This window comes from Sandarakinorhabdus cyanobacteriorum (assembly GCF_002251755.1).
In the GTDB taxonomy this organism is placed as follows: Bacteria; Pseudomonadota; Alphaproteobacteria; order Sphingomonadales; family Sphingomonadaceae; genus Sandarakinorhabdus; species Sandarakinorhabdus cyanobacteriorum.
On sequence record NZ_NOXT01000066.1, the window covers coordinates 1 to 16,225 of the forward strand.

The window sequence follows — 16,225 nt, forward strand, 5'->3', positions numbered from 1 at the left end:
CGCTACCCTCATAACCTACACCACCTGCCGGGACGCGACCACAGGAGCCGCAGATAGGAGCGCGCCGATGTCGTCTCCACCCTGGCTCTGGGCAGGTAGGGATAGAGGGTCAGATCGAGCCTGGCCGGACGGCGCTCGAGGCGGCACAGCACCAGATGCTTCACCGCATCAAAGCTGATCGCGCCCATGGCGATGGCCTGCTTCACGGCCTCGTGCAGGTCGGCGAGCGCAAAGCTCTCGAGCAGGCGCAGCACCTGAATGTACTCACGTCGGCCATGCTGGCCCATCCGCGCTTCCATGAGACGGCGCAGCACGGGAAATCGCTCAGGCAGGTCCCAGCCCTGCAAGGGCGCAGCCAGGTCGAGCGCGCCAGGCTTCTGTTCGATCAGGGCGAGATAGTGAAGGGGGTCGAAGATGACCTCTTCGCGGCGGTAACTGCGAACATGCCGCGCGATGATCTCGCCCCGGCAGCCGATCACCACTTCGTCGACATAACCCCTGATCCACACCTCCTGGTGGCCGAAGCGGGCCGGAACCGAGTAGTCGTTGGTCCGGTAACGGACCAGGGCCTGCGAAGTGACCTGGCCGCTGATCTGGTGGCAGGCCTCGAAGGGCGCTGGTGGCAGTGCCTGCATCGCGGCAAGATCGCGCTGCAGCCGTTCGCCGATCGTCTCGCGTTCGCCGCGAAGTACGGCTTGTTGGCGTCCGCGGCATTGCTCCTCAAGCCACAGGTTGAAATCGTCCCATGTCGCAAACCTGGGCATCGGCACCATGAAGTTGCGGCGGGCAAAGCCGACCACGCCTTCAACGTTGCCCTTGTCATTGCCCTTGCCGGGGCGGCCGTAGCGATCGCGGATCAGGTAATGCGACAAAAAGGCACTGAACAGCGTTGCCCGCTGCCGCGTCCCATCGGGCAGGATCTTCGAGACCAGGCAGCGATCGTTGTCGTAGAGGATCGAAAGCGGCAGCGCGCCGAAAAACGCGAAGGCATGAACATGGCCATCCATCCAGGCCTCGGCAACAGCGGCCGGATAGGCCCGTACATAGCAGGCATCGCTTTGCGGCAGATCCAGCATGAAATAATGCGCCTTCTGCACAACCCCGCCGATCTCGACCAACGCCTCCCCGAAATCGGCCTGGGCGTGGCCCGGCGCATGCGCCAGCGGGACAAACACCTCCCGGCTGCGCTGTTCACGCTCGCGGATATAATCCTTGATGATCGTATACCCCCCGGTGAAACCGTGTTCGGCACGCAGCCGATCATACACCCGCTTCGCCGTATGGCGCTGCTTGCGAGGAACAGACCGGTCCCCCTCGAGCCAGCCATCAATGATCGAGACAAAGCCTTCCAGCTTCGGTCGCCGCACTGCAGCCGTCCGCCGATAGCCCGGCGGGGCCGAATACGACAGCATCTTGCGGACCGTATCGCGCGATACGTTGAAATGTCGCGCAGCTGCGCGCTGGCTCATCCCATCAGCGCAGGCAAGCCGAACCTTCAGGTAAAGTTCCACGGTGTAAATCTCCCTGCCCTCCCGCTCCCGCAAAAGGGCAAAGTGGACGACTTTTACGCCGCCCGCAGCAACACTTCGTCGCCGCTACCGTGGTCTAATTTTGCACCGCCGTTCTCAGGGAAACACACATCCACCCGGGTCACTTCTCGATGAAAATCCCGGGTCAACTCTCAGCGGAAATCAACAGACCGGTCATTGAATTAATCCTTTGTTAGCGACGGCGGCCGAATACCTTCACGCTCCCTTAATCTTCAATCAATTTATTGTTAATTTTATATGGCGTGATGTTGACAGTTGCAGTCACTGCTGCTGCCCGGCGTGGCAAGCGCAACAAAGCGCCACGCCTTTCGCGTTGACGCCAAGGGCGCGCGCCACTTGGGCACAATGCGCGCTTGCGCGAAGCAGCCATCCGTTGCTGGAATGACTGGTTGGAGCGTCACCGCGAGAGGCTGTCATAGCGGCAGCATGGATAAAGCTGAGCATCGGGAAATTTCAGCCTAGCCACCCGATGGCTTTGGCTTGTGGGCCGTTGGCAGCCGCGCAATTGCGACCGATGCATGGCCGCAAGTTTATATGACGAACGCGGCGATCATCGAGCGGTCCAGCCACCATCAACCAACAGGCTGGTGCCGGTAACCATGGCGGCGGCCGGTGACGCAAGATAGACGACAGCCGCCGCTACATCATCAGGCGTGCCGGTCCGCCCGAGCGGGATCATTTCTTGCACAAACTTGGCGAAGGCTGGATCGGCCAGCATTGGCGCTGTCATGGGGGTTTCGATGAAAGTGGGAGCCACGCTGTTCACCCTGATGCCGGCCGGCGCCAGTTCCACGGCCATTGCCTTGGTAAGCCCCTCCAGCGCATGCTTGGTCATGCAATAGACGGTGCGACCCGGCGAGCCGACATGGCCCATTTGGCTGGTGATGTTGATGATGGCACCCCGCGTGCCGCGCCTGAGCATCGAGCGCGCCGCTGCCTGCGCTACGAGATAGGCCGCGCGCACATTCAGGTTCAGCATCAGATCCAATGTTGTGACAGCGACCTCGGCCATGGGCTGCGGTTTGTTCGTGCCCGCATTATTGACCAGTACGTCGATATCCAACGCGGCCAGGCCGTCCACAAACGCATCGTCGGTCACGTCGCCGGCCATTGGCGTGATGGCGGGATGACGCGCGGCCAGTGCGGCGAGCCCCTGCGGATCACGCGCCACCGCCAGCACCTGGGCGCCGGCATCGGCCAGCGCCAGTGCAATGGCTTCGCCCAAACCGCGGCTGGTGCCAGTGACCAGAGCGGTTTGGCCGGCCAACCCGCGCGCCCAGATCGGCAGCATTAAACCTCCCTGATTCACGATTGCATTCGAATGCAGACAAGCATAGCACTTACGCTGCAAAGCGAAAGGGGCAGCGAATATGGCCATCTGGTTGAAGCGGGGCGCGGGTGCACAGGCGAAGGCGGATATCGATGTTCAGGTGCGTGCCAGCGTTGAGCGCATCTTGGCTGATATCGGCGAACGCGGCGACGACGCCGTGCGCGAATTGTCCGTGAAGTTCGATGACTGGGACAGGGATGACTATCGATTGAGCAAGACCGAGATCGACGCCTGTATTGCCAGCCTCTCAAAGCAGGACATTCACGACATCGAATTCGCCCAGGCCCAGGTGCGCGGCTTTGCCGAAAAACAGCGCGCTACGATGACCGATCTGGAAGTGGAAACTTTGCCCGGCGTCATTCTGGGCCATCGCCACATCCCGGTGAACGCGGCCGGCTGCTATGTGCCTGGCGGCAAATATCCGTTGTTGGCCAGCGCCCATATGAGTGTGATCACCGCTAAAGTGGCAGGCGTGCCGCGCGTGGTGACTTGTGCACCGCCATTCGAAGGCAAGCCTGCCGCCGCTGTTGTCACCGCACAGGCGCTGGCCGGGGCCGATGAAATCTGGTGTCTGGGCGGCATCCAGGCCGTCGGCGCGATGGCGATTGGCACACAATCAATGGCACCGGTTGACATGCTTGTTGGCCCCGGCAACGCCTTTGTTGCCGAAGCCAAGCGCCAGCTGTTTGGCCGGGTGGGCATCGACTTGTTCGCCGGCCCCACCGAAACCATGGTGATTGCCGATGAAACGGTGGACGGCGAAATGTGCGCCACCGACCTGCTCGGCCAGGCCGAACATGGCCCTGATAGCCCGGCCATATTGATCACCAACAGCGAAAGGCTGGCGCGCGAGACGATGCGCGAGGTGGAGCGGCTGCTGGAGATTCTGCCCACCCGCGATATCGCCCGCAAGGCCTGGGATGCCTGGGGTGAGGTGATCCTGTGCGATAGCTATGAAGAGATGGCGCTTGTATCTGATGAGATTGCCAACGAACATGTGCAAGTGATGACCGACCGTGACGACTGGTTCCTCAATCGCCTGACCAACTATGGCGCGCTGTTCCTTGGCCCGCGCACCAACGTGGCTTATGGCGACAAGGTGATTGGCACCAACCATACGCTGCCCACCCGGCGGGCCGGGCGCTACACGGGCGGACTTTGGGTTGGCAAATTCCTGAAAACCTGCACATTCCAGCGCGTGCTGACAGACGAGGCAACCACCTTGGTGGGCGAATATTGCAGCCGACTGTGCGCGCTGGAAGGCTTTGCCGGTCACGGCGAACAGGCCAACCTGCGTGTGCGTCGCTATGGCGGCCGCAATGTGCCCTATGCCGGCAGCGCACAGCCGCTGCACCCGGTGGCATAGCTGATGACTGGCGGACGCCCGATAAGGACCACAGTGACATCCTATGATGTCGCCCGTCTGGCCGGCGTTTCGCAATCGGCGGTCTCGCGCTGCTTCAAACCAGGCGCCAGCGTGGCGCCGGCAAAGCGCGACCGCATCATGGCGGTGGCGCGCGAACTGGGCTACGCGCCCAATGCCATTGCGCAAAGCCTAATCACCAAGCGGTCGGGTCTGGTCGCCGTGCTGATCTCCAACCTGACCAACCTGTATTATCCCGAAGTGCTGGCCGAAATGTCGCGCCGACTGGATGCGCGCGGCATGCGGGTGCTGCTTTTCGCACTGCAGGCCGAAAGCGACGTGGATGCCATGCTGGCCGAGGTATGGCGTTACCGGGTGGATGGCATCATCGCTGCTGCGCGGCTGCTGCCGGCCCAGGTTGCGGCCATCGCCGAACGCGGCCTGCCGCTCGTGCTTTACAACCGCATTTCCGAAGGCGATCCGGTGCCATCGGTGTGCTGCGATTCCGTTGCGGGTGAAACGCTGCTGATCGATCGGCTGGTGGCGGCCGGCCACCGCCGGTTCGGGATCGTTGCTGGCCCGGCCGATTCCTATGTCAGCAATGAGCGTGTTGGTGCGGCCTCGGCCCGCCTGGCCCGACATGGCCTGGAACCGCTGGTGGTGCCGGGCCAGTTCGATCACGACAGCGGGCGCGCAGGGTTGGAACAGCTGCTGGCGTTGAGCAACGGCGCGCTCGATGCTCTGGTCGCCGCCAATGATCTGATGGCCATTGGCGCCATCGAGGCGGCAAGGGCGCGTGGGCTGGACGTGCCCGGCGATCTGTCAGTGGTGGGTTTCGACGGCGTCGGCCCGGCGGGCTGGGACAGTTTTCGCGTCACCACCATCCGCCAGCCGGTACAGCGCATGACCGAGGCCGCCGTCGCCCTGTTGGCTGAACGCATCGAGGACCCGGATTTGCCACCAGAGCGCCGCCTGTTTGCGGGGGAGTTCCTACCCGGCAATTCGGCGCGGATTGAAGCCGGAACGCTTTGAACGAAAGGCGATAGGCCATGCTGACGAGCCGTGACCGCATCTTGACCACCCATGTCGGCTCGCTGCCGCGGCCCGCCGACGTCACTGAAATCATCTTTGCGGCTGAACGCGGTGACCCGCTGCCGGCTGGCGCTGAAGCGGTCTTGTCTCGCGCGGTGGCCGATACGGTGGCGGCCCAGCGCGCGGCCGGCATCGATATCGTGTCAGACGGCGAAATGGCCAAGATCAGCTATGCCACCTACATCAAGGATCGGATCACTGGTTTTGATGGCGATTCCCGTCGCGATCCGCCTGCCGATCTGGAGGCCTTTCCCAGCTTTCTGGCCCGTCAGGCCAAGGGCGGCGGCACCCCCAGCTATCGCCGGCCCAAATGCGTGGGTGCCATCGCGCCCAAGACCCTGGCCCCGCTGGATGATGACATGCGCCGCTTCAAGGCAGGTCTTGCCGCGGCGCCGGCGCCTGATGCCTTCATGAATGCCGCGTCGCCGGGCGTGATCGCGCTGTTCCAGCCAAACGAGTTTTATGCCACCCAGGATGACTATCTGGAGGCGATGGCCGAGGCGATGCGCCCCGAGTATGAAGCCATTGTCGCCGCCGGCTTCATCTTGCAGCTCGATAGCCCCGATCTGGGTCTGGGCCGCCACATGATGTTCAAGCGCCTGCCCGATGATGCCTATCTGGCGGCCATCGGCCGCCATGTCGAAGTGCTCAATCACGCGCTGCGCAATCTGCCTGCCGACCGCGTGCGCATGCATGTGTGCTGGGGCAATTATGAAGGCCCACACCATTGCGATGTCGAAATGGGCGTGATCCTGCCGACGCTGATGCAGGCCAAGCCGCAAGGGCTGTTGTTTGAAACGTCCAACCCGCGCCATGCCCATGATCACGAACATTTCGCCGATCAGCGCCACCTGATCCCGGACGACAAGGTGCTGATCCCGGGCGTGATCGATTCCACCACCAATTTCATCGAGCATCCGCGCGTGGTGGCAAACCGGATCATGACCTATGCCAACATTTTCGGGCGCGAGCGCGTGATCGCCGGCACCGATTGCGGATTTTCCACATTCGCCGGCTTTGGCGTGGTGGATCCCGAGATCGTCTGGGCCAAGCTGAAGACATTGGCAGAGGGCGCTGCCATCGCCAGCGATCGGCTCTGGAGGGCAGCAGCATGAACCTGAAGCAGCGCATGGCCGACGGCGAACTGATCGTCGGCAGTTTCGTCAAGACGCCGCATCCGCACGTCGTCGAGGTGCTGGGCCTGACCGCGCTGGATTGCCTGGTGCTGGATGCCGAACACGCACCCTTTGACAGGGCCGCGCTGGACATGGGCATATTGGCGGCCCGTGCAGCGGCAAAGCCTGTGCTGGTTCGCCCCAGCCACACCGCCCCGGAAACCATTTTGAACGCACTGGATCTGGGTGCCGATGGCGTGTTGCTGCCGCACATCCGCTCCGCTGCCGAGGCCGAGGCGGCAGTGAAAGCCTGCCACTATGGGCCGGGCGGGCGCGGCTTTGCCGGGTCGAGCCGATCGGCCGGTTACACCACACGCGGCATGGCGCGCCATCTGGCACTGAGCGATCCGATCATCGTGCTGCAGATCGAGGATATCGAAGCGCTGGACGACATTGATGCCATCGCGGCGGTGCCGGGCGTTGATGCGTTGTTCATCGGCCGAGCCGATCTGACCGTGGCGCTGCGCGCTGCCACACCGGACGAACCCGAGGTGATTGCAGCCGTCGAGCGCATCTGTGCGGCGGGCCGTGCCGCCGGCCGCCGCATCGGCATGTTCCTGCCGCGCCCCACCGACACCGCGCTTTGGCAGGGCCATGGCGCCAACTTTTTCCTGCTGCAAAGCGATCAGGATTTTCTGCTGAAGGGGGCTGCCGCCCTGCTGGCCAGCGTGAAGGGCGATCAGAGCCGGTAAAAGCGCCGCGCGGTGCCAGCAAACACAGCGTGGTGCGTGGCGGACGGCACCAAGGCGGCTATGGTTTCCAGCAAGGGGCGATAGCCGCGATAGAGGCGATCGACCGGGAAATTTGATCCCCACATTGTCCGCTCCGGCCCGAAGGCAGCCAGCGCCGCATCAACCACAGGTGCCAGCGTTGCAGGCGTCCATGCCGGGTTGAACATGCCAAGGCCCGACAACTTCACATGCGCCGTTGGCAATGCGGCCAACTGGTTCAGCCCAGCCCGCCAATCCTCCAGCCCGGCGGGCGATTGATCCCACGGGCTGCCGGCATGACACAGCGCCAGCTGCAAGCCGGGCACCTGTGCGAACAGCGCAGCCGCGCGCGGCAGTAGCGGCGCTGTCAATTGCAGATCGAACGACAGGCCGCGCCGGGCCAGAATGCGCAGCCCAGCCAGAAAGCGCGGATCGTCCAGCAGAGCCGGGCTGCCGGTGCGAGCATCCTCGGAAGGGTGGCGGCCGACAATCTGGCGGATGCCGCGCAGGCGCAAACTCGCGGCACACAGGGCATCAAGCCGGTCGGCCAGATCGGGCGCCGTCAAATCTGTCTCGGCAACGATGGCCGCTGGAACGGGGGGCTGCAAGCGTTCCAGCCAGCGGGTTTCGGCCAGCCCATCGGCAGCGCCGACCTGGACATGGACAGAGGCGATGACCGGCAACCCTTCCCAATCGGCCTGAAAATCCGCCGGCTGATAGGGACGTTGGATGGGTGTGGGATCGCCGAAGAAACGCTGCACACCCCTGGCCATCAACCAAGGGTAATCGACCGCCTCCAGATCCCAGAGGTGATGGTGCGCGTCGATGATCTCGGCAGGCAGGCCGGTCATGGCAGCCGCACTATTCCGGCCAGAACGGGCGCAATGATGCCGCTGCCAGCGCTAACGGATCGTGGCACATGGCAAGCAGCCCGCCGCCAGAGTCCATCAGCAGCGATACGGGCAGGCTGATCCGGCGGCCATCGGCATGACCCAGCAACTGGCAAAGGGCCGCCGTTCCGCCATCGGGCAAGGCAAGCACGGTTCGGGGCAGCAGCACAGCGTCGGGCGGAGCGTTGTGCAGGGGGGCAAGGGCAGGAACATTGCGGGCGGCAAAGGCTGCCATCACCGCCGCCAAGGCGCCTTCGCCGGGCACCGGCGCCAATTGTCCGCGCCCGCTCACCAACTCGCCCAATGGGCGATGGCAGGGATGCGCTGCAGCCAGTTCAGCAGCCAGCCCGGCATCGCGGACAGCAATGATGGTGAGGGCGGCGATCCGGCCAGCCTCCAGCCGCGCCCAGAGATGGGCATCCGGCAAGGCCAGGAACGCATCATTGCCGGCCGTCACCGCCTGTTCGGTCATGGGCCCGGCCAGCTCGCGCAAGCGGCCAAGCACCGCATCGCGGCCGACCAGCGCGGCAAAACCTTCTTCGGCCTGAACGCGGTGCAGCACGGCGCTCGCATCGCCGGCAAGGGCGCGGTCAATCACATGGTTCATGCCGGCACCATCACCTGGCGCAAGATCGCCAGCTCATCGAAGACAATGGCCTCGGCCGCAATCACGCCGCCCACAATGCGCCAGTGGGTGACTCCCAGCACCACCACTTCCCGGCCGGAAGGCGTGCCATAAAGCGCGGGGCCGTCATGATGCCCGGCCAGCGTCCAGCGCCAGGCGATGTCGATGCCATCACTTGGATCGGCACTGACCGGTTGCGCGGCGACATGATCCACCACCAGCTGCGCATCGCCGAAGTTCGACAGGAATGCCGTCCACCAACCGATGATCTCGCCGTGGCCAATGAGACGGCGGCCGCCGGGCGCGGCCTGTGTGGCCGCCGGGGCATAGGCTTGCCGCATCCATGCCAGCCGCCGTCGGGCAAGCACGGTGCCTGCAAACCAGTGCACAAAGGCCTGTGGATCTGCCGTGGCATCTGGCCGGGCATCGCCGGTTGCCAGCGCCAGAGTGCTGCGCACGCGCGCGAACTCGCTGGCCCACCATTGGCGCGCTGCAGCTGTTGGCGGCGTGGCCGCCGCAACCCCGCGTGGACTGAGGCCTAGCTGGAGCACGATATGGCTGTTGTCGCGCACCAGCCATTCCTCGACGATCAGATTGGCTCGGCACAGGCAATCGGCGATGGTGAGGAATGCGATGCGGCGCCCCGTGCCGGGCCCGAACTCGCCGGCGCCGTGGTGGGTGGCAGTCGAGATGATCCGGTGGCTGGACAGAAAGCCGTCGCGCTCATTGCCACTCCAGATCACGGCCTCGCCGATCAGCGTGCGGTCCGGGAAGGCAGCCAGTGTGCGCAACGTGCCGGCCACCACGCCGGCCACGCCCTGCGCCGGGCCAGCGCCGGTCCAGATCGGGCAATCAGCGGCATAATGGCTTTCGATCAGTCCGATATCCTTCTGCTCCCAGATGCGGTGTGTGCAGGTCAGGATATAATGGACGATATCGTGATAATCGGCATCGAAACCTGCCATGGGTTGCCGGCGCGGGCCGGGATCCGCCAGCACTTCAGCGATATCACGGCCGAAGGTGCCGGGAATGTTCATGCCCCCCTCACGATGAACACGGTGGCACCATTGCTGCTGGCATAACGACGGGCCACGCCTTGTGGCACGGTAAAGGTGTCGCCAGCTGCCAGGCTGATCTGGCCATCGGCCCAGATCATGTCGAGCGTGCCTTCATGAACGAACAGCACTTCGGGCGCAGTCGCGGCATCCTGATCGGCCCCTGCCCCGGCTGCAAAAACCGCGCGCGAAAGGGTGAAGCCATGCGGCCAGTTGATCTGGGCCGAGGGCGCTATGGCCAGTCGTTCATCGACGCCGGGGCCAGTCAGCGGCCCTTCCGGCTGATTGGCAAAGCCATCAGGCGTCACGATGCAGCGGCGCAGCGCCGCTTCGGGCGGTGTGGCCAATGCTGCCACTTGTGCCGGACTGGTGGGTGGCATCAGCCGCGCCCCTTCCGGTATCGCCTCGCCTTTCACTGTGTCGATCAGGCGGCCATTGTCCAGCAGCGCCAGGCCATAATCACGCGCCATGTCGAACACATAGGGCGCCCACAGCACACGGCCGGGATCATCGCCGCCCAGCGCCACCCACAGGAACCCGACATCATCACCCACATTGCTGAAGCCGCGGAACAGGTTCGTCGGGATGGACGCCAACGTGCCGGGGCCGGCGCCGATGCGGCAATCATCGCCATGCTCGCCGAAATTGAACGTCCAGGTGCCGCTTTGCACTACGAACACTTCGGCGGTGAGATGGCTGTGCTGGCTGTTCACGCAATGTGGCGGCTGACGGGCGGCGCCAATGTTGAAACCATGCGGTTCGTTGATGTGCACATGCTGTTCGGGGTTCTCCGACACGCCGGGCCCGATGATGGTGAAATTCTCCTTGGCCTCCGATCCCGGCGAGCGGGTATCGATGAAGGCATTGCGGCACGGCACCAGATCGCCATAGCGCACCACGCGGGCTTGCATGGCGGCCTGGTCCCAGGCGGTAATGGACTTGGCTTGTGCATCGATCATGGTCTGGTTCCGCCCAAATCTATCGTGTCATGGTTTCCGGCAAGGACAGCCAGATGGCCGCTGCCAGGAGAAAGGCGCCGGATCCCATCAGCATCACCGGCGCCATCCCCAGAGCAGGCACCAGGGCCCCGGTGATGATCGGTGCCAGCATCGACACGATCCGCCCCCAATTGAAGATCGACGCCGCCGTGGAGCGTAGGTGCGGCGGATACAGCTCAGACAGCCACGGCCCCCACACCGCACTGGCCGACAGCATCATGCCATAGGCAAAGCCAACCGCCACAAACATCAGCGGCGAAAGTGGCACGAACAGATAGACGGGAATCAGCGCTGCCGCCGCCACAAAGCCCCAGGCCGCTGCCCGCCGGCCGAACCGGTCTGACAGCATGCCCCAGCCAAAACCACCCAGGGCCGCCGCGATGAACTGCACACCCAGCACCTGGCCGATCAGATCGGCCGGCAGCGCGCGCACATCCTTCAGATAGGTCGTGGCCCAGCCGGTGAAGGCCTGATAGGCAAAGAAATTCAGGCCCGTCATCGCGGTCAGCAGCAACGTCTTGCGGCGAACGGCAGGCAGGAACATCTCGGCAATCGGCAGTTTTCGCGCCATCGTCTGCGCGCCGGGTTGCGCCCCCCAGGCAAGCAGGCGACGATCATCGGGAATGGCCCACACCGTCACCTGCAACGCCGCCAGCGGCACCACACCCAGCCAATAGAGCAAACGCCAATCCATGCCGGCGGCAATGACCTGGCCTGCGATGAAGGTGAGGCTGGCCACCGCCACATTATAGGTGCCCATCACGATCCCGGCGATCAGTCCGCGGGTGCGCGGCGCGAACATCCCGGCATAAAGGCCCACCACAATGGGATACATCGCCCCCATGAAAAACCCCAGCCCGGCCCGGCTGGCGAGCAATGGCAATGGCGCGGTGACAGCCATTTGCAGCAGCAACAGGCTGCCCACCCCGGCCAGCGCCAGCATTAGGGCATTGCGCCGGCCAATCCGGTCCGCCACCTGCCCCATCATGATGGCTCCCACCAGCCCGCCGGCAGCCTGCACCGTGTAGAGCAGGCCCGATTGCTGCAGCGTCAGCCCAGCCGCATCGCGGATATAGGGCCGCAGGATATCAACCGTGTTCCACGCCCAAGCATAGCAGAAATAGCCGACCAGCAGGAACGCCAGCGCCCCGACCCGGCGCCCCGTGCTCAGGTCCTCGGCGCGGGTCATGGCCATGTCAGCGCGCCATGGCGGCGGCACGGGCCAGCACATCGATGCCCAGCTGGCCGAACAGCTCGATGATGTCGATGAACACCCAGTTTTCGGCAAGCAAGCCGTTCTCGCAGCGCCACAAATCCATCACGCGCATGGTGATGGCCTTGCCGGTGGCGCTCAGGCCCAGCCAGTCGCCGCCGGTGTGGGTGGCACGGATCGACGGCCAGCCGACCGAGGCCACATAAGGTCCATCACCCATGCGACAGCGGTGATTGCCGCCGCGCCGATCTGGGATGGCCGCCAGAAACGGGCCCTGATGCGCGCGTTCATAATCGGCATGGCCGCGCGCCATGCCGATCGGGCCGGGGCCATACCAGCTGAAATCCGGCGTCCAGAACCGACGCATCTCCATGCTGGCCAGCGATTTGCCGTCATAACGCATCAGACCGGCGATCATCGCTACGACCAGCGCCAGCGATGCGGCCGTTTGCGCCGGATCGGCCGCCGCGCGCCACAGCCCGTCCCCGCTGGCCGGTGCCGGATCCAACCCGGACTGGCCCAGCGGCGGCGCAAATGGCCAGCGGCCATGCGCCACCAGCAGCGCTGGCAGATCCAGGATCAGCAGGGTTTCGGTGATGCCACCAGGCCCCAACCGTTCAAACGCGCCGTAACGCAGCCAGGCCGGACGGCCACTGGGCGGCAGCCCGGCCAGCGGCCCCGTCCACAGGCCCCAGAAATGGCCGAAATGCGCCACCCAGGCATCGCCTTGCCACTGGCCTTCCATGACCGTGTGCGGCCGCCGCTCCAACCCGGTGAAGGCCCCGTGCAGCGCGGCACTGGCCGCGTCAGGATCGGCATCGAACGGCGCCGATATGTTCAAAACATGGCCTGCCGCCCGAAAGCCTGCCGGCCACAACCCATCCGCCAGTGGTGCCCGGCTGCGCACCGCGGTCGCGAGCGCCGAAGATGAAGTCATGGCCGCAGTCTCCGTCTGCTTCAGAAACGCGCTCCCACCCTGATGCCGAACATGCGCGGCGCATCAAAGCTCTGGTTGAGGCCGCGCGAACCGAAGGTGGCCCGCTGCAGGGTGATCTGGTTGGTCACGTTGTTGACAAACCCTTCCACCGAAAAGCGGTCATCTGCGGAACGCCAGCCAATGCGCAAGTCCAGCTTGGCGAAACTGTTCTGCCGGTCAAGGGCGGTGTTGGTGTCGGTCAACTGGAAGCCGTCACTCCACACTAGGGTCGCCTGCGGCGTGATCTTACCCGACGAACCAAGATCAAAGTCATAGCTGACGAGCGCGGTCAGCTTCCAGCTTGGCGAATAGGGGATTTCATTGCCGGTGTAATCCAGAAGGCCGGTGTAGTTGGCCGGGGCCGGCACATTGGCATAGCGGTCATATTTGGCCTCCATCAACGTGCCTGACATGGCGATGTTGAGGCCCTCGGCTGGCACCCATTGCAGTTCGGCTTCGATGCCCATCGAATGGGCGCGAGCGGCGTTCAGGATCACCGAAGCGGTGGTCACGCCTGAAGCGCCCTGCACCAGAAACTGGTTCTGCACCTGGAGATCGCTGAACTCGTTGCGATATGCCGAAAGGTTGAGTTGCACCTTGCCATCGGCGAAGCGGTTCTTTGAACCAACTTCGTAAGCGGTAACATTTTCAGGGCCAAAGCCACCGGGCAGCAGCGGGTTGGTGAAGAAGCCAGCGTTGAACCCACCGGAACGGAAGCCGGTCGACACGCTGGCATAGATCATGTTGTTGCTGCTGATCTTGTAATCCAGATTGGCACGCCAGGTGACCTTGTCAAAGTCCAGCGTGAACTGCTGGCCTGTTGGCGTTATCGTGACCAGCCGCTGGTTGACATCGGTGGTGGCGTTGGCGCGGCTGATGTCCTTGCTGTCGCTGGTGTAACGGATGCCGCCGGTGAAGCGCAGCTTGTCTTCAATCAGATAATAGCTGGCCTGGCCGAACACGGCATGGCTGGTGGTGACGGGCAGGCCAGCCGCAAAGGCGCAGCCCGCCGTGTTGCGCGCCGCCGTCGGGCAGGACGAGAAGAAGCTGGCGCTCACATCCTCCTTGAAGAAGAAATAGCCGACCAGCCAGTCAAACCGGCTGCCCTTGTCATTGGAGGCAAGCTGGATTTCCTGGCTGAAGGCCGTCAGCTTGTCTTCCTGGCCATCAACATTGCCGGCGCGCAGGGAGAAGTCATTGTCGGCGTTGCGGAACACATTGTAATCGACATAGCCGGTAATCGAACGCAGTACGACATTGCCCAGTTCCGCCTGCACATTCAGGCTGACCGAGTGCTGCTCCAGATCCTGCTCCAGCCTGGTGTCGCCCGGGTAGAAGTGCGGGTTTGAGCTGATCGGCGTGCCGGTCAGGCCAGGCAGGCCGGTGCGCGGCAGATCATAGAGCAGGGCGCGCGGCTGGCCATTGATGTCAAAGGCATTGGTGGTGGGGTTCACGAACACGCCGCCCACGCGATAGCCAAAGGCGCCGGCGCCAGTGCCCTTGTCACGCCAATAGCTGTAGCGCAGCACGGCCTCGATCCCGCTCGCCGGTTCCAGCTTCAGCGTGCCGCGCAGATAGGTGGTGTCACGGTTGAAGATGTCGAGATCACGCGTGGTGCCCTTCACATAACCGTCCATGGTTTCGCGCAGGCCGGCAATGCGCAGGCCAACGCCCTTGGCCACCGGCACATTGACAAACCCCTCGCCCGAAATGCGGTCGAACGAGCCGTAAATCAGGTTCACGCCGCCCGACAGCTCGTCCGTAGGCGTGGCGGTGGAGACGGCGATATTGCCGCCAAAGGTATTGCGGCCATAAAGCGTGCCCTGCGGGCCGCGCTGCACTTCCACCCGCGCCACATCGGTGAACGGCTCGTTGGCCATGCTGGCGCGGCTGCGATACACGTTGTCGACAAAGAAGCCGATGGTGGGATCGCCCGACACGGCAACATTTTCCGTGCGCACGCCGCGGATCGCCGGACGTGCATCGGAACCGGAACGGCCAAAGGAGAAGCCGGGCGTGAGCACTTCCAGACGCCCGAGATCGCGCACGTCATTGCGGCGCAACGTGTCGGTGGTGAATGCGGTGACGGCGATCGGCACGTCCTGCAGGCGTTCGGCCTTGCGCTGGGCGGTAACCACGATTTCCTCAACCACCGCCGTGTCCACAGCTTGCGGAGCGGCCTCCTGGGCGATGACCGGTACGGCCACAACGGCCGACGCCAGCAGCAACGCGCGCACAGACTGCAAAACCATACGTCCCCCCTGTTGAATCATCCTGCTGCGGGAAGGAGGCCACAGTTGGCATCGATTTGCAATCGCATTCACAGCTCAATTTTCGCAGATGCCGCCCCCTGTCACCAAATCGCAACACCGGTGAGGCGCGTATCGACAGGCTACAAGGGACGCTTCGGCGGCCAAATATGCCCTTACAATACTGTTATACAGAGGATTTAATCCCTCTGCCACATGGCGATCAAGGGCCGCTGCCGCAAAGCCAACCCGAAGCCGATTTTCCGTCAGAATGGTCGCCGCAACCAAAATTGCCGCAAATGTTCGCAGAATCATGCATCCGAATGCGAACCTTCCCTAACCGGGCGTGGATTGCGTCAGGATGGCGCAAACCCTGTCGGGAGGGAGCCGGCATCGCAGCCGCGCCCCCCTTCGTGTTGATTTCCGCTGAGAGTTGACCCGGGAGGGGCATAAATTTCCGCTGAGAAGTGACCCATGTTCTGACCCTGCCTCTGGCTGTTGCGTCGGGGGACATTGGAGTGATCGACATGGCGTTACTGAGCGTAATCCGGCGCTGGCATTTCCGTGAGGGTATGCCGATCCGGGAGATCGAGCGGCGGACCGGACTGTCGCGCAATACCATCCGCAAGTATCTTCGCAGCGGTGCGGTTGAGCCGAGGTTCAAGGTGCCCGACAGGCCGAGCAAGCTGGACCCGTTTGCCGAGAAGTTGGCGGGTTGGCTGCGGATCGAGGCTGGTCGCTCGCGCAAGCAGCGGCGCACGGCCAAGCAGATGCACGCCGATCTCGTCGCCCTGGGCTTCGATGGTTCCTATGGCCGTGTTGCAGCCTTCGCGCGCAACTGGAAGGCCGACCGCCAGCGTGATGCCCAGACCAGCGGGCGCGGGACCTTCGTGCCGCTGGTGTTCCAGCCTGGCGAAGCGTTTCAGTTCGACTGGAGCGAGGACTGGGCGATCATTGCCGGCTGTAGCGCGACGATCAAGGTGAGAACTACGCGACGAT

General features: G+C 63.9%; 14 protein-coding genes. 5 read left to right on the forward strand and 9 right to left on the reverse strand.

The genetic code is table 11. From position 1 onward, the window contains the following. Positions 1–8: 8 nt before the first annotated feature. The gene (gene istA, locus CHU93_RS02150) at positions 9–1,511 is read right to left on the reverse strand and encodes an IS21 family transposase (protein ID WP_094472554.1); all 1,503 of its coding nucleotides are present in this window, start codon (positions 1,509–1,511) and stop codon (positions 9–11) included. A gap of 589 nt (positions 1,512–2,100) precedes the next feature. Continuing rightward, positions 2,101–2,928 carry an SDR family NAD(P)-dependent oxidoreductase gene (locus CHU93_RS02155; protein ID WP_243375107.1) on the reverse strand — a complete coding sequence of 276 codons (828 nt, stop codon included), beginning with the start codon at positions 2,926–2,928 and terminating at the stop codon, positions 2,101–2,103. Between CHU93_RS02155 and hisD the strand changes: the two genes are divergently transcribed. The 4 genes from hisD to CHU93_RS02175 are packed head-to-tail and all read left to right on the forward strand — an operon-like array spanning position 2,921 to position 7,202. Continuing rightward, a complete protein-coding gene (gene hisD, locus CHU93_RS02160) occupies positions 2,921–4,246 on the forward strand; it encodes a histidinol dehydrogenase (protein WP_094472556.1) in 1,326 nt (441 codons plus the stop codon). The genes CHU93_RS02155 and hisD overlap by 8 nt on opposite strands. A gap of 33 nt (positions 4,247–4,279) precedes the next feature. Continuing rightward, positions 4,280–5,275, forward strand: coding sequence for a LacI family DNA-binding transcriptional regulator (locus CHU93_RS02165; protein WP_165768567.1), 996 nt, complete (start codon positions 4,280–4,282; stop codon positions 5,273–5,275). A 17-nt stretch (positions 5,276–5,292) separates the two neighbouring features. Continuing rightward, a complete protein-coding gene (locus tag CHU93_RS02170) occupies positions 5,293–6,450 on the forward strand; it encodes a cobalamin-independent methionine synthase II family protein (RefSeq protein WP_094472558.1) in 1,158 nt (385 codons plus the stop codon). Next, the gene (locus CHU93_RS02175) at positions 6,447–7,202 is read left to right on the forward strand and encodes an HpcH/HpaI aldolase family protein (protein ID WP_094472559.1); all 756 of its coding nucleotides are present in this window, start codon (positions 6,447–6,449) and stop codon (positions 7,200–7,202) included. Before CHU93_RS02170 ends, CHU93_RS02175 begins: the two co-directional genes overlap by 4 nt. On the opposite strand, the gene CHU93_RS02180 is transcribed toward CHU93_RS02175, so the two are convergent. The 7 genes from CHU93_RS02180 to CHU93_RS02210 all read right to left on the reverse strand — a co-directional run bounded on the left by CHU93_RS02180 (position 7,190) and on the right by CHU93_RS02210 (position 15,229). Continuing rightward, complete coding sequence (locus tag CHU93_RS02180) at positions 7,190–8,071, reverse strand: amidohydrolase family protein (protein ID WP_207759188.1); 882 nt, start codon at positions 8,069–8,071, stop codon at positions 7,190–7,192. The two genes, CHU93_RS02175 and CHU93_RS02180, sit on opposite strands and share 13 nt — an antisense overlap. A gap of 10 nt (positions 8,072–8,081) precedes the next feature. Next, positions 8,082–8,717: a hypothetical protein gene (locus tag CHU93_RS02185; RefSeq protein WP_094472560.1), complete on the reverse strand. Its 636-nt coding sequence runs from the start codon at positions 8,715–8,717 to the stop codon at positions 8,082–8,084. Beyond that, a complete protein-coding gene (locus CHU93_RS02190; RefSeq protein ID WP_094472561.1) occupies positions 8,714–9,772 on the reverse strand; it encodes a nuclear transport factor 2 family protein in 1,059 nt (352 codons plus the stop codon). The genes CHU93_RS02185 and CHU93_RS02190 overlap by 4 nt, the downstream gene beginning before the upstream one ends. After that, positions 9,769–10,749 carry a cupin domain-containing protein gene (locus CHU93_RS02195; protein WP_243375110.1) on the reverse strand — a complete coding sequence of 327 codons (981 nt, stop codon included), beginning with the start codon at positions 10,747–10,749 and terminating at the stop codon, positions 9,769–9,771. The genes CHU93_RS02190 and CHU93_RS02195 overlap by 4 nt, the downstream gene beginning before the upstream one ends. Positions 10,750–10,768: 19 nt before the next feature. Further along, positions 10,769–11,983 (reverse strand): MFS transporter, encoded by a 1,215-nt coding sequence (locus CHU93_RS02200; protein WP_165768568.1) that lies wholly within the window; start codon positions 11,981–11,983, stop codon positions 10,769–10,771. Between the two features lies 1 nt (position 11,984). Beyond that, entirely contained in the window at positions 11,985–12,842 is an 858-nt protein-coding gene (locus CHU93_RS02205; protein ID WP_165768569.1) for a nuclear transport factor 2 family protein, read from the reverse strand. Positions 12,843–12,958: 116 nt separating this feature from the next. Continuing rightward, the gene (locus CHU93_RS02210) at positions 12,959–15,229 is read right to left on the reverse strand and encodes a TonB-dependent receptor (RefSeq protein WP_165768570.1); all 2,271 of its coding nucleotides are present in this window, start codon (positions 15,227–15,229) and stop codon (positions 12,959–12,961) included. A 524-nt stretch (positions 15,230–15,753) separates the two neighbouring features. Between CHU93_RS02210 and CHU93_RS02215 the strand changes: the two genes are divergently transcribed. Beyond that, positions 15,754–16,225 (forward strand): IS21 family transposase (locus CHU93_RS02215; protein WP_480935832.1); only part of this gene is annotated, 472 nt, incomplete at its 3' end.